The sequence below is a fragment of the Saccharospirillum sp. ABV4_185 genome (genome assembly GCF_056159245.1).
Genome location: NZ_JBSWUW010000001.1, coordinates 1,104,439 through 1,117,314, shown reverse-complemented (window position 1 = coordinate 1,117,314; position 12,876 = coordinate 1,104,439). Strand labels below are relative to the sequence as shown.

The 12,876-nt window shown below is 55.7% G+C and carries 14 protein-coding genes; 8 read left to right on the top strand and 6 right to left on the bottom strand.

Going from position 1 to position 12,876, the window contains the following annotated elements; genetic code table 11:
- The first annotated feature begins 63 nt into the window (after positions 1-63).
- Positions 64-1,014, top strand: a complete 951-nt coding sequence (locus ACXAE6_RS05055; RefSeq protein WP_475145301.1) for an AEC family transporter — start codon at positions 64-66, stop codon at positions 1,012-1,014.
- Positions 1,015-1,040: 26 nt separating this feature from the next.
- Here the strand turns inward: ACXAE6_RS05055 and ACXAE6_RS05050 are convergent, their stop codons facing one another.
- On the bottom strand, positions 1,041-2,048 hold the full coding sequence (locus tag ACXAE6_RS05050; protein WP_475145299.1) for an NAD-dependent epimerase: 1,008 nt from the start codon (positions 2,046-2,048) through the stop codon (positions 1,041-1,043).
- A 169-nt stretch (positions 2,049-2,217) separates the two neighbouring features.
- Here ACXAE6_RS05050 and glmU point away from each other — a divergent pair, with 169 nt between their 5' ends.
- Both glmU and glmS read left to right on the top strand, forming a co-directional pair.
- Positions 2,218-3,576: a bifunctional UDP-N-acetylglucosamine diphosphorylase/glucosamine-1-phosphate N-acetyltransferase GlmU gene (gene glmU / locus ACXAE6_RS05045; protein WP_475145295.1), complete on the top strand. Its 1,359-nt coding sequence runs from the start codon at positions 2,218-2,220 to the stop codon at positions 3,574-3,576.
- Between the two features lie 65 nt (positions 3,577-3,641).
- Entirely contained in the window at positions 3,642-5,471 is a 1,830-nt protein-coding gene (gene glmS, locus ACXAE6_RS05040) for a glutamine--fructose-6-phosphate transaminase (isomerizing) (RefSeq protein WP_475145292.1), read from the top strand.
- A gap of 55 nt (positions 5,472-5,526) precedes the next feature.
- Here glmS and ACXAE6_RS05035 read toward each other — a convergent pair whose 3' ends face one another.
- The gene (locus ACXAE6_RS05035) at positions 5,527-6,345 is read right to left on the bottom strand and encodes an SDR family NAD(P)-dependent oxidoreductase (RefSeq protein ID WP_475145290.1); all 819 of its coding nucleotides are present in this window, start codon (positions 6,343-6,345) and stop codon (positions 5,527-5,529) included.
- Between the two features lie 100 nt (positions 6,346-6,445).
- On the opposite strand from ACXAE6_RS05035, the gene ACXAE6_RS05030 reads away from it, so the two are divergent.
- From ACXAE6_RS05030 to ACXAE6_RS05010, 5 genes are all read left to right on the top strand, one after another.
- A complete protein-coding gene (locus ACXAE6_RS05030; RefSeq protein WP_475145288.1) occupies positions 6,446-7,339 on the top strand; it encodes a LysR family transcriptional regulator in 894 nt (297 codons plus the stop codon).
- A 90-nt stretch (positions 7,340-7,429) separates the two neighbouring features.
- Entirely contained in the window at positions 7,430-7,885 is a 456-nt protein-coding gene (locus ACXAE6_RS05025) for an Rrf2 family transcriptional regulator (RefSeq protein ID WP_475145286.1), read from the top strand.
- Positions 7,885-8,802: an NAD(P)/FAD-dependent oxidoreductase gene (locus ACXAE6_RS05020; protein ID WP_475145283.1), complete on the top strand. Its 918-nt coding sequence runs from the start codon at positions 7,885-7,887 to the stop codon at positions 8,800-8,802. Before ACXAE6_RS05025 ends, ACXAE6_RS05020 begins: the two co-directional genes overlap by 1 nt.
- Before the next feature lie 4 nt (positions 8,803-8,806).
- The gene (locus tag ACXAE6_RS05015) at positions 8,807-9,508 is read left to right on the top strand and encodes a class I SAM-dependent methyltransferase (RefSeq protein ID WP_475145281.1); all 702 of its coding nucleotides are present in this window, start codon (positions 8,807-8,809) and stop codon (positions 9,506-9,508) included.
- 79 nt (positions 9,509-9,587) lie between these two features.
- Positions 9,588-9,986: a VOC family protein gene (locus tag ACXAE6_RS05010; RefSeq protein WP_475145279.1), complete on the top strand. Its 399-nt coding sequence runs from the start codon at positions 9,588-9,590 to the stop codon at positions 9,984-9,986.
- Between the two features lie 7 nt (positions 9,987-9,993).
- On the opposite strand, the gene ACXAE6_RS05005 is transcribed toward ACXAE6_RS05010, so the two are convergent.
- The 4 genes from ACXAE6_RS05005 to ACXAE6_RS04990 form a co-directional block, all read right to left on the bottom strand.
- Entirely contained in the window at positions 9,994-10,731 is a 738-nt protein-coding gene (locus tag ACXAE6_RS05005) for an NUDIX domain-containing protein (RefSeq protein WP_475145277.1), read from the bottom strand.
- Positions 10,731-11,126, bottom strand: a complete 396-nt coding sequence (locus tag ACXAE6_RS05000; RefSeq protein ID WP_475145274.1) for an acyl-CoA thioesterase — start codon at positions 11,124-11,126, stop codon at positions 10,731-10,733. Before ACXAE6_RS05000 ends, ACXAE6_RS05005 begins: the two co-directional genes overlap by 1 nt.
- The gene (locus ACXAE6_RS04995; RefSeq protein WP_475145271.1) at positions 11,123-12,154 is read right to left on the bottom strand and encodes a histone deacetylase family protein; all 1,032 of its coding nucleotides are present in this window, start codon (positions 12,152-12,154) and stop codon (positions 11,123-11,125) included. The genes ACXAE6_RS05000 and ACXAE6_RS04995 overlap by 4 nt, the downstream gene beginning before the upstream one ends.
- Before the next feature lie 81 nt (positions 12,155-12,235).
- Positions 12,236-12,772 (bottom strand): porin family protein, encoded by a 537-nt coding sequence (locus ACXAE6_RS04990; protein WP_475145267.1) that lies wholly within the window; start codon positions 12,770-12,772, stop codon positions 12,236-12,238.
- Between the last annotated feature and the right edge of the window lie 104 nt (positions 12,773-12,876).

Sequence of the window (12,876 nt, the reverse complement as noted above, 5' to 3'; positions counted from 1 at the left end):
GTTGCTGGCCCCGACCGGATCGGCTCTCTATACTGAGCGTCCGTTTTTGTGGACGTCTTCCCCTTGCTGTCACTGCTGCTGTTTTCGCTTCAGGTTACCGGCCCCATTGCCTTGGTGGTTGTTCTCGGTGTCGTTTTTCGCCGTTTGGACTGGATCAATGACGCCTTTGTGCAGGGCGGCTCCAAGCTGGTCTTTAACGTCGCCCTGCCCAGTCTGTTGTTTTTGAATATCGTCACTGCCCGGCCGACCAGTATTCCGGGTGACGGCATTATTCTTTTGGCACTGCTGTTTAACCTGGCCTGGTTTTTAGTGCTGTCGGTGGTGACGCTATTTTTGGTGCCGCATCACGACGAACGGGGCGTATTCGTACAGAGCAGCTTTCGCGGCAACATGGGCATTATCGGGTTGGCGTTTTGTCTTAATGCCTTTGGTCAGGAAGCGGCGCTGCTGGCCTCGGTCTATCTGGCGTTCAATACCCTGCTTTATAACGTCTTGTCGGTGATTACGCTGAGTCGCTGGTCGCCGCGTGCGAGCCATCTGCATCCGGTGGTGGCGGCTTCGCGCGATATCGTGCGCAACCCCTTAATCATTGCCATCCTGCTGGCGGCGGTTATCGTCCTGCTCAAAATTCCGGTGCCGGTCTGGGTGCTCGATACTGGCAATTATTTTGCTCGCATGACCTTGCCACTGGCGCTGATCTGCGTGGGCGCGAGTTTGTCCTGGCGTGGTTTTGTTGAAGCTGGTCGGGTAACGGCCTGGGCCTCGGCGTTCAAGCTGATATTTATTCCGGTCTCTGCTGTGCTGGTCGCTTATTGGCTGGGTTTTGGCGGGCTGGAATTGGGCGTGTTTTACCTGATGGCGGCTGCGCCGACGGCCGCCGCCAGTTACGTAATGGTGCGCGCTATGGGCGGTAACGCCAATCTGGCGGCGTCCATTATCGCAACGTCAACGGTGCTCAGCCTGGTTACCACCAGCGTCGGGCTGGTGGCGTTGCGGGCATTTGGCTGGGTGTGATGTCAGCTTGTGATCAGACCTGCGTATCAGATTTGATAGTAGTCGCGATACCAGGCAACAAACTGATCGACTCCCGTCTGAATCGGCGTTGAGGGTTTAAAGCCAACAGCGGTTTCCAACGCCGACACATCGGCAAAGGTCGAAGGCACATCGCCATCCTGCATCGGCATCAGATTACGCTGCGCTTTTTTGCCGGCGGAGGTTTCGATGGCATCGACAAAATCGAGCAGCTTCACCGGGGTGTTATTGCCAATATTGTACAGCCGATAGGGTGCGAAACTGGTGTCCGGTCGTGGCGCTTTGGCGTTCCAGTCCGGGTCGGGCTGGGCGATGTGATCGGTAGTGCGCACCACGCCTTCGATGATGTCATCGATATAGGTGAAATCGCGCACCATGTCGCCGCCGTTATACAGATCGATCGGTGTGCCTTCGAGAATGCCGCGGGTGAATTTGAACAGTGCCATGTCCGGTCGACCCCAAGGGCCATAGACGGTAAAGAAACGTAACCCGGTGCAGGGCAGGCCATACAAGTTGGCGTAGCTGTGCGCCATCATCTCGTTGGACTTTTTCGTGGCGGCGTAGAGCGATACCGGATGATCCACCGCATGCTGTTCGCTGAACGGCTGCAATTCATTGGCGCCATAGACCGAGCTCGACGACGCATAGACCAGATGTTCAACCTGCTGGTGGCGACAGCCTTCGAGGATATTCAGAAAGCCGACCAGATTCGCTTGCACGTAGGCGTGCGGGTTCTCAATCGAATAACGCACCCCGGCCTGGGCCGCCAGATGCACCACCCGATCAAAACGATGCTTGGCAAACAGCGCTTCCATGCCTGATCGATCAGCCACGTCCAGACGCTCGAACTGAAAACCACTTTGTCCATCCAGCTGTGCCAAACGGGCTTGCTTCAGGCTGACTTCGTAATAGTCGTTCAGGTTGTCGATACCGACGACGCTATCACCGCGGGCCAGCAACGCTTTGCTCAGGTGATAGCCAATAAAGCCGGCGGCGCCGGTGACCAATATATGCATCGTCTTGTCCTAGCTTAAACAGTGGCGGCATTATCGCTGATGCATCCGGTCAGGTACACCGGCCTTTCTTTTCGTTTCGTCAAAAAAATCCTGACTAAAGCTGGGTTGTGTCATCTTGCTTTGGCTCTACAATGCAGTCCATTCACCGATTGATGCATGGAGTCGACGCATGGACGTCAATGTAGTTGTTTTAGCGGCAGGCCAGGGATCGAGAATGAAATCGAGCCTGCCCAAAGTATTGCATCCGCTGGCTGGCCGGCCGCTGGTGCAGCATGTGGTCGATACCGCTCGTCAATTTGCGTCTGACATTACGCTGGTGGTGGGTCACGGTGGCGAAGCCGTCAAAGCGCATTTTGCCGACCAGCCGGTACGCTTCGTCCTGCAAAGCGAACAACTCGGCACCGGCCACGCCGTGGCACAGGCGCTGCCCAATCTGCCCGACAGCGGCACCGTTCTGGTGTTGTACGGCGACGTTCCGTTAACCCGGGTCGAAACGCTGAACCAACTGATCAGCCAGGTCGATGACCAGTCCATATCCTTGCTGACCGTCACCTTGGACAACCCGTCAGGCTACGGTCGCATCGTGCGCAATGCGGCCGGCGACGTGCAGGCGATTGTTGAAGAGAAAGACGCCAGCGCGGAGCAGAAAACCATCACTGAGGTGAATTCCGGCATTCTCGCCATGCCCGCCGGGGTGCTGCATCAGTGGCTGCCTCGTCTGGGTAACGACAACGCTCAGGGCGAATATTATCTGACCGATCTGATTGCCATGGCGGTGAGCGAAAAGGTGGCTGTCCGCACTGCTCAGCCGGCGGATGAAGAAGAAACCCTGGGTGTGAATAACCGCGTGCAACTGGCCGATCTGGAACGTCGTTTTCAACGGCGTCAGGCCGAGCAGTTAATGCTTGCTGGTTGTTCGCTGGCCGACCCGGCGCGTGTCGATGTGCGTGGCTCGGTCACCGTTGGTGCGGATTGTTTTATCGACATTAATAGCGTCTTTGAAGGTGAGGTTGTGCTGGGCGCGGGTGTGCGCATCGGCCCCAACTGTGTGATCCGCAATGCGCGTTTGGGCGATGGTGCGGTGGTCGAGGCCAATACCGTTATCGATCAGGCTGACCTCGGTGCCAAGGTCAACGTCGGGCCTTTTGCGCGCATTCGTCCGGGCACAACGCTGGGCGATGGTGCCAAGGTGGGTAACTTTGTCGAAACCAAGAACGCTCAGGTTGAAGCCGGCGCCAAGATCAATCATCTCAGCTACGTCGGCGATGCCCGGGTTGGCGCTAACGCCAACATCGGCGCTGGCACCATTACCTGTAATTACGATGGCGCCAATAAATTCCGCACCGATATCGGTGCCGGTGTTTTTGTCGGTTCTAATTCCACTTTAGTCGCGCCGGTAACGCTGGAAGACGGCGCCTTTATTGGCGCCGGTTCGGTGATCACCAAGACCGCGCCCGCCGATCAATTAAGCATTGGCCGCGCGCGTCAGGTCAGCATCAGTAAGTGGCAGCGACCGACTAAGAATTAATCCGTATTTCTTGAATTTTCCGGCTCGCCTGCCAAGGCGAGTGTAACGCATAAAAGGAGCCTCCCATGTGTGGCATTGTTGGTGCCGTCGCTCAGCGCGATGTGGCGGAAATTCTGATTGAAGGTCTGCGTCGTCTGGAATATCGCGGCTACGATTCGGCCGGTATTGCGATCATTAATGACGACACTCTCAGTCGTGTGCGCCGTGTTGGTAAAGTGGCGGAACTGGCGCAGGCGCTGGAACAAAATCCGCTGTCTGGCGGTACCGGTATTGCTCATACCCGTTGGGCAACGCATGGGGAACCGAACGAGGTTAATGCCCACCCTCATGTCTCTGGCGACAGTCTGGCGGTGGTTCATAACGGCATCATCGAGAACTACGAAGTGCTGCGCGAAGAGCTGCTGGGTCAGGGTTATCAGTTTGCGTCCCAGACTGATACCGAGGTGATCGCCCACCTGGTTGAGCGTGAATTAGGTGCCACCGGCAGCCTGCTCGAAGCCGTAAAAAAAGCGCGGACGTTGATGGTCGGTGCCTATGGCATGGCGGTGATTGATCGTCGCAATCCAGAACGTTTAGTTGTTGCCCGTTCTGGCTCTCCATTGGTGATCGGTTTGGGTATTGGCGAGAACTTTGTCGCTTCTGATCAGCTTGCTTTGTTACCGGTGACGCGTGACTTTATCTATCTCGAAGAAGGTGATGTCGCTGAAGTGAGTCGGCGCAGTGTCACCATCATCGATGTCAACGACGAGCCGGTTGAACGTCAGATGCAGCAAAGCGATGTTCAACACGACGCTGGCGATAAAGGCACGTACAAACACTTTATGCTCAAGGAAATTTTTGAGCAGCCGCACGCCATCGAACAAACTCTGGATGGCCGCTTGGGCGCCAAGGATGTAGTGACCGAAGCCTTCGGTGTGAACGCCAATGAGTTGCTGGCTGGCATCGATTACGTGCAGATTATTGCCTGCGGTACCTCTTATCACGCCGGCATGGTGGCGCGTTATTGGTTCGAACAGATTGCCGGCATTCCCTGCCAGGTAGAGATCGCCTCGGAGTTTCGTTATCGCCAGTCGGTGGTACCCAAGAACGCCTTGTTCGTCACCATTTCCCAGTCCGGTGAAACCGCCGATACGCTGGCGGCGTTGCGCGTCGCCAAAGAGCGTGGTTACAAAGCCACGCTGACACTGTGCAACGTGCCGGGTTCGTCGCTGGTGCGTGAAAGCGATCTGTCTTACATGATGCGCGCCGGCGCCGAAATTGGTGTCGCTTCCACCAAGGCGTTTACTGTCCAGTTGGTGGGTTTGATGTTGCTGGTGCTGAGTATGGCTCGCCATCAAGGTGTCGCGGCTAGCGAGATTGAGCGCTTAGTAAAAGGGTTGCGCGCGCTGCCCAAACTGATCGACCAGACACTGACGCTGAATGAAACTATTGCCGATCTGGCCGAAGATTTTGCTGATAGACATCATGCGCTTTTCTTAGGTCGTGGCAGCCAGTATCCGATCGCTATGGAAGGCGCGCTGAAGTTGAAAGAGATCAGCTACATTCACGCCGAAGCCTATGCCGCGGGTGAGCTCAAGCACGGACCTTTGGCGCTGATCGATGGCGATATGCCGGTGATCGTCGTGGCGCCCAACAACGAACTGTTGGAAAAATTGCGCTCGAACATGGAAGAAGTTCGCGCTCGTGGCGGCCAGCTCTATGTGTTTGCCGACCGCGCTGCCGGCTTGGCCAAAGCCGGCGCCACTGGCCTGATCGAACTGGAGCATATCGAAGACGAGCTGGCGCCGATTCTATACACCGTACCGCTGCAACTGCTCAGCTATCACGTTGCCATTATCAAGGGCACTGATGTTGACCAGCCGAGGAATCTGGCCAAGTCAGTGACGGTGGAGTGATAATTCGGGTGCCATCGGTTAGATGGGCACCCGAACGTGTTTATTGACTGATTTTCTAAAAGACCCGTTGCGCTGATTGATCCAGTTCGTGGCGCAACCGGTCGAGTTTTGCTCCCGCCCATTCCAGTGCGTCGGCTCCAAATACAAAACGCTCGGGTATTTCTTGCATCTGACTGAACTTTATCAGCGCTGTTGCGAGTTCAGTAGGGTCGCCCGGCTGGGCGTGATTGGCGCTGTCGATAAAGGCGCGAAACTGGGCGACGGCTTCGGCATAGTCAGGAATATCGAGCTGGCCCTGGCGCATGGAACTTTGATCCAGAAAATCAGTTTTCATCATGCCAGGCTCAACGATCAACGACCCTATTCCTAATGGCGCAACTTCCTGTGCCAAGCCTTCCATCCAACCTTCCAAGGCAAATTTCGTGGCTGAGTAAACCGACCCGCCCGGATTGGCCACTAAACCATTGACCGATGAAATGGTCACCAGCAGTCCCGCACGCTGTCGGCGCATAACCGGCAATACTGCGCGAGTCACCGCCATGGCGCCCATAACATTGATGTCGAAGTTGCGGCGAACTTCTGCAGGCTCAATGGTTTCGAACCAGCCCAATTGTGCCTGGGCGGCATTGTTTACCAGCACGTCGATTCGCCCGAAGTGCTCGATGGCTTGTTGCACGCTTTCGTTAACCGCCGTTTCATCACAAACATCCAGAGGCAGCGTTAGCAGGGACTCATGATCGTCGCCCAAAGCATCAGACAGCGCGGTTTGTGACCGGGCCGTTGCCACAACTTTGTCGCCAGCCTGCAGTGCTGCCCGTGCGATTTCCAAACCCAGCCCGCGGGCTGTGCCAGTGATTAACCAGACCTTTTTCATAATTCGTTCCTTTACACATTCACAGTACCCCTAGATTAATATTGCGAGAGAAATAAATTAGCTACTTATTAGTACTTAGCTCTATTAGAGATACTACTTAATGAGATCTGAACTCTTGGCCGATTTGGCAAACTTTCAACTGGTGGCGTCGCAGCGCAGCTTTACCCAGGCCGCCGTTAAAGCCGGGGTCACGCAATCGGCGTTGAGCCAGGCGGTTAAGCGGCTTGAAGCCAGGCTGGGTGTCAAGCTGTTAGCACGCACCACCCGCAGTGTTTTGCCAACCCAGGCCGGTGAGCGGCTGCTGGATACACTGGCGCCGGCATTAGCCGACATCATGAGCGAAGTGGATGCCCTGGCCGATTACCGAGACCGACCAGCGGGCACAATTCGAGTAACGGCGGGCAAGCACGCGGCACAGACGGTGTTGTGGCCTGCCGCTGTACAACTCATGCATGACTTTCCCGATATTCAGGTCGATATCTGCATTACCTCGGCGTATCAGGACATCGTGGCAGACGGCTTCGATGCCGGTATTCGCCTGGGCGAACAAGTCGAAAAAGATATGGTAGCCGTTCCGGTGGGACCTCAGTTGCGCTCGGCGGTGGTGGCGTCGCCGGCCTATTTGAAGGCGCAGGGACGGCCACAAACGCCGGATGAGTTGATGACCCATCGCTGCATCTGTTTTCGCAATGCTGCCGGTGGTATCTACGACTGGGAATTTGAGCGAGACGGGCGACCATTGAGTGTACGAGTCGGTCGGGGACTGGTGCTGAACGACGGTGACTTGATGGTATCGGCAGCGCTGGAAGGCTTTGGACTGGCACATCTCATGGAAGACATGGTGGCTGACGAAGTCGCCGCCGGTCAGCTGGAATCCGTTCTGCAGGACTGGTGCGAGCCTTTTATCGGCTATTACCTCTATTACCCCAGTCGCAAACAACCCACACAAGCCTTTCGCCTTTTTCTGGACGCACTGCGCCGGAACCGACAGTGAGGCGCTGAAGCCAAGCATGTTTTCCAGTAAGAGTGGAGTTTTTACTCGCTTGGCTTGTGTATTATCAATTCATGTAATAACCTAAGTTACATGAAAAGAGACAGCCGTTTATCGGGCGTTCTGCACGTCCTGTTACACATGGCCGAAGCTGGTTCACCGCAAACCTCGGATGCGCTGGCGACCATGATGCAGACCAACCCGGTGGTCATCCGTCGAATTCTCGGTGGCTTGCGCGACCAGGGTTTGGTGCGGTCAGAAAAAGGTCATGGCGGCGGTTGGCGCCTGATCTGTGATCTGGAAAAAACCACCTTTTACGACATTTACGTCGCTCTGGGAGAACCGGTGTTGCTGGCCATTGGCCACCGTACCGAGATGCCGGGTTGTCTGGTCGAACAGGCCGTTAACTCCGCCCTGGGTGATGCCTTCGCCAGCGCTGAACAGCAACTGCTGGAGCGCTTCAAAGGCGTCACTCTGGCGCAACTCAGCAACGATTTTCATCACGGCATGCGCCGTCGAAACGCCGCTGCCGATCAGGAGAATCAGTGATGACTACAACTTACGATGCCGTCATTGTCGGCGGCAGTTATGCGGGCATGGCAGCCGCCATGATGTTGGCACGGGGCTACCGCCAGGTGTTGGTAATCGATGGCGGCCAGCGTCGCAACCGCTTTGCCAGTCACGCCCATGGCGTGATCGGCCAGGATGGCAAACCACCGGGTCAGATTGCCGATGAAGCCCGCGCTCAGTTGCTCGAATATCCGAACGTGACCTGGGTGAATGGCCAGGCCGACAGCGTTGCTGCGCGTGATGGCGTCTTCAAGTTAAGGCTCGAAAACGGCGAACACTATCAAGGGCTCTATCTGATATTGGCAACCGGCGTGCGCGATGTTCTGCCGCCGATCGCTGGCCTGAATGAGCGCTGGGGTCAGAGCGTGTTTCATTGCCCTTATTGCCATGGCTATGAACTGAACCGAGGTGCTCTGGGTGTGTTGGCAACCAGTGAAGAATCAGCGCATCAGGCCTTTATGATTCCGGACTGGGGGCCGACTACTTTTTTCCTCAACGGCGTCTTTGAACCGTCGGCCGATCAACGCAGTGAACTGTCGGCCCGGGGCGTGACCATTGAGCGCGAAAAGGTCACCGAAGTCAGCGGCGATAACCAGGCCATCGTGCATCTGACCGACGGTCGTCAGGTAGAACTGGCCGGTTTGTTTGTGGCTCCGAAAATGGAAATGACCAATACCCTGGCCAGCCAATTGGGGTGCGCGATGACAGAAGGTCCCATGGGCGCTTATATCGAAACCGATATGATGCAAGCCACCTCGGTACCCGGCGTTTTTGCTTGCGGCGATGCCGCACGACCTTTCGGTAACGTCACCTTCGCCATGGCCGGCGGCACCATGGCCGGTACCGCTGTGCATCGCTCCTTGATGCATCATTCCATTTTGCAGCAAGCCGGTTGAGATCATGCAGCCAGAGCAACTGACGGCCATTTTCGATCAGCAAGCGGCGGGCTACGACCGCCAGGCTCAGCGTCGCGAGCCGATCGAAAACGCCCTGCGTTTTTTGCTGGAAGCGGTGTTTGCCGACCTACCGACGAACGCTCATGTACTCTCTGTCGGTTCAGGTACCGGCACCGAAGTTATTGCTCTGGCACAACGTTTTCCGCATTGGCATTTCACCTTGGTAGAGCCATCGGCGGGCATGGTTGAGGTGTGTCGACAGAATCTGAAAGATGCAGGCATAGCCGAGCGTTGCACCCTACAGCAGGGATATCTGGAGAGCGTGTCGCCCGCCAAGCAGTTTGATGCGGCGACTTGTTTTTTGGTGTCGCAATTCCTGGTTGAGCCGGAAAAACGAAGCGCCTTTTTCCGGCAGCTTGCCCAACGCCTGAAACCAGACGCCCCCTTAGCCAGTTCTGATTTGATGTTCGATACCAGATCGCCGCAGTTCGATACCAGCCTGGCTTTGTGGCAGCGCATCACTACGGGTTCGCCAGCGACCACAGAACAGCTTGAACGCTTAAAAACGGCTTATACCAGTGACGTTGGCGTCTTGCCTTTTAATGCGGTGGCCCATCTGGTTAAGGAGGCTGGCTTCGAGGTGCCGTTACCTTTTTTCCAGGCGGGCCTGGTGCAGGCCTGGGTAGCACGACGCTCTGCAAGTTAATGAATTAATCAGGGCGGGTTTTGACCTGATGTTCGGTTAGTTTCTTTGCTTTGTCTGTTACACCAAAGCGAGGTTTCTAATGAAATTTGCATCCACACGTTTAATCGCCGCCGATCTGCCTTCCATGGTGGCATTCTATGAAAACATCACCGGGCAGAAAGCCGATTGGTTGGCGCCTGTTTTTGCCGAACTGATCGTACCACCCGGCGTCCTGGCCATTGGCGCTGAAGAAACGGTCGCTTTGTTTGAACCTGGCAGTGCCAAACCTGCCGCTAACCAGACGGCTATTTTGGAGTTCCAGGTCGCGGATGTAGACGCTGAATACGAGCGATTAAAAGACCAGGTGGATTGGGTACATGGCCCTAAAGTTTTGCCCTGGGGAAATAGGACGGTACAGTTTCGCGATCCGGAAGGTAATCTGGTGGCTTTGTTTATGCCGCAAACCGAAGCCGCCAAGCAGCGTTTTGGTCAGCGCTGAACCTTTATTATAAACGGGTGAAAAATATTTCCTGTTTTCGGTGCGGACCGTCGTTGCCATCGAGTTCGGTTTTTGCCAATCCCGACTTGCCAGCAAGCGCGCCGACCAACTGACGATTGAATAAACTCTGCCGTTCGTCAGAGACAAATTCATTGATTGAAAGCCACTCGGCTTCGGCAATTTCGTCCGTGTCCTGAATGGCGATCTTAGTGTCCATTGGCGTTAATTTGCAGACGAAATAGGCGTTACTTTTACCGAATCGATAAGGGTGTTTGGTGGCAAAACCGAGCACCGATTCGAAGCGGGTTTTGATGCCGGTTTCTTCCCAGACTTCCCGCTGCACAGCGGCCTCGATGGATTCACCGACTTCAACGTGACCGCCGGGTAATTTAAAGCCGGTCATGCCTTGCTCACGGATCGCCAGAAAGCGACCTTCACCGTCTTCCACCAAGCCACCAGCACCAAGCGTATGAGAGGGTACAAAGGGCGCAAAGGCATCGTCGCGTAAGCGTTTAATCAGCGTGAGCTCAGCTTCCAGACAGTTATGGAATACGAAGCCCAGTTCGGTGGCGATACCGGTTAAATGAGCGCGTTCAATGGGCAAGGTGAGCCAGACTAACTGCTTGCCATCAGTTTCACTTTGCGCCAACAAGGCCGCCAGTTTTTCCGCAAAGACGGCGACATCTTCGGGCAGATTTTGCGGCGAAATAATAACGCCATTAAAGGCATCGGCCTGGGCTTGCATTATTCGCCTGCGCTGAGTTGATCAAGTAAGCCGGGTGGCATGGAAGGCCGGCCGCGCTCGTTCATAGCGGTCCAAATAAATGCCGCTTGTAAACACAACACACCATCGCTGCGCACGATACGTTGATCAAAGGCTGCGCGAATCCGGTCTACTAGCCGCAAGCTGCTCTCAGTATGAAAGTGATCGCCACTGGTCAGCGGTTTTTTGTAATCGATTTCGGCGCGAACGATGACCAGATCAACGCCTTGTTTCGATTGCTCGGCAAAATTCACGCCTTTAGACAGCAGGAACTCGTGGCGCGCGTGTTCGAGATAATTTTGATAGACGGCATTGTTCACAATGCCTTGCAAATCGCATTCGTAATCGCGGACTTTGAATTCCAACTTCATGCTCATGCGCGACCCTCAAACCCTTCCAGTACATTGACAGCGTTAACGCCTATAGCGTCGACATCATAGCCGCCTTCCATGGTGAACAGGGTTGGCTTGCCGAGGTTGGCGATGCGTTCGCCCATGCGTAAATAATCGTCGCTGGTCAGTTTGAAAAACGAAATCGGATCGCCTTCAAAGGTATCGACGCCCAGCGCAACAACCAGAAAATCCGGATTGTAGGCCTCGATCTGATGACAGGCGTCTTCCAAACCGTCTTTCCAAATCTCGAAAGGTGTACCCGGCGGATAACGACGGTTCCAGTTGTAGCCTGCGCCTTTACCCGCGCCGGTTTCGTCTTCAAAACCAAGAAAGTGCGGGAACACCAAATCCGGGTCGCCGTGAATGCTCAGCGTGAACACGTCGGAACGTTCGTAGAAGATCGACTGAGTGCCGTTGCCGTGGTGGAAATCGACATCCAGAATCGCCACGCGCTGGGCACCACCATCGCGAAACGCCTGGGCAGCGATGGCGGCGTTATTAAAGAAGCAGTAGCCGCCGTACAGATCGGCAGCGGCGTGATGGCCCGGTGGCCGGCACAATGCAAAGGCGGCGCGGTCGCCATTTTGAATCTGCTTTTGCGCCGTTAGCGCCACGTCGACTGATGCCCGTGCCGCTTCCCAGGTGCCATCGGTAATGGACGTTTCGGCGGCGAAGCTGTAATAACCGAGGCGGCCGTCGATGTCTTTCGGCGCCCGGTGGCGCATACCGCGCCCAGCCCAGACCGCTGGAATCGCCTCGCCCGGCTTGCCAGCGGCTTTCCAGTCGGCCCAGCAATGTTCCAGAAAGTCGATGTAGTCATCGGTATGGATGGCGCGAATGGGCGTAAGGCCATGCTCGACCGGCGCCAATACCTCGCCCAACTGACGATCCTTCACCCGCGCCAGAATGGTCTCGGCGCGATTGGGGTTCTCATAAGGCGGCACCAGAATGCCGCCATCGAGTTCGGAAGTGGCAGTGCGACGGTGATGCAAAGGGGAATAGACGGTTTTCATCGGAAGGGTTCAGCGGCCGTGGAATATGGCCGCTAATGTCGCACAGTCGCGTGGAATTTTCATCGCTGACAGCGATGAGGTTTACATCGATTGAAGTCTGTATTCCAGCGAAACCCCAATGTACTGAACGTCTTCAACGATCTGCGTCCAGTCGGTCACCAGGCTCAGGTTCGGCGACAGATGCAGCATCGCGCCTGCGCCATAACTCAAACCGGTATCGGAATCGGTGATGGTTTGGCACGAGCCGCTGACACAGCCTTCCACCTCAGACTGCGCACTCAGAACACCCACCCGGCCATGCACGGAAAAGCGCGACCCCAGCGGTTGTTCATACCGGCCGTATACCGCAAAAGTGGTCAGCCAGGCCGAGGCAAAGCCCACTGAATTCCCCGAGCTGTTAACGATGTCGCCTTCGGCTTCACTGACGGTCGCACTGACTTCCGATTGCAGTGACAGTTGTGGCAACAATTCATAGGCATAACGGGCAGCAATCCCGACACCCGGATCGTCGTAATCGGTAATGGTTTGGTATTGCAGACCCACACCGAACGACTGATCGGCCTTGGCCAAGGTGGCGCTGAACAGCACCAGTAGCGAGATAAACAGACGAATGTGCACGCGGTTCTCCTTCTTATCGTGACTCACATAAGGTGGTCACAGCATAAGAAGGCGTTTGAAAACAGGCGTGGCGGATTGAATCGAAAAAGTGGCCGATTGACGCA

What these genes read in the sequence shown, in the direction of transcription:
- ACXAE6_RS05050 (WP_475145299.1), bottom strand. Translation starts at nt 2,048, where the DNA reads ATGCATATATTGGTCACCGGCGCCGCCGGCTTTATTGGCTATCACCTG.
- glmU (WP_475145295.1), top strand. Translation starts at nt 2,218, where the DNA reads ATGGACGTCAATGTAGTTGTTTTAGCGGCAGGCCAGGGATCGAGAATG.
- glmS (WP_475145292.1), top strand. Translation starts at nt 3,642, where the DNA reads ATGTGTGGCATTGTTGGTGCCGTCGCTCAGCGCGATGTGGCGGAAATT.
- ACXAE6_RS05035 (WP_475145290.1), bottom strand. Translation starts at nt 6,345, where the DNA reads ATGAAAAAGGTCTGGTTAATCACTGGCACAGCCCGCGGGCTGGGTTTG.
- ACXAE6_RS05030 (WP_475145288.1), top strand. Translation starts at nt 6,446, where the DNA reads ATGAGATCTGAACTCTTGGCCGATTTGGCAAACTTTCAACTGGTGGCG.
- ACXAE6_RS05025 (WP_475145286.1), top strand. Translation starts at nt 7,430, where the DNA reads ATGAAAAGAGACAGCCGTTTATCGGGCGTTCTGCACGTCCTGTTACAC.
- ACXAE6_RS05020 (WP_475145283.1), top strand. Translation starts at nt 7,885, where the DNA reads ATGACTACAACTTACGATGCCGTCATTGTCGGCGGCAGTTATGCGGGC.
- ACXAE6_RS05015 (WP_475145281.1), top strand. Translation starts at nt 8,807, where the DNA reads ATGCAGCCAGAGCAACTGACGGCCATTTTCGATCAGCAAGCGGCGGGC.
- ACXAE6_RS05010 (WP_475145279.1), top strand. Translation starts at nt 9,588, where the DNA reads ATGAAATTTGCATCCACACGTTTAATCGCCGCCGATCTGCCTTCCATG.
- ACXAE6_RS05005 (WP_475145277.1), bottom strand. Translation starts at nt 10,731, where the DNA reads ATGCAAGCCCAGGCCGATGCCTTTAATGGCGTTATTATTTCGCCGCAA.
- ACXAE6_RS05000 (WP_475145274.1), bottom strand. Translation starts at nt 11,126, where the DNA reads ATGAGCATGAAGTTGGAATTCAAAGTCCGCGATTACGAATGCGATTTG.
- ACXAE6_RS04995 (WP_475145271.1), bottom strand. Translation starts at nt 12,154, where the DNA reads ATGAAAACCGTCTATTCCCCTTTGCATCACCGTCGCACTGCCACTTCC.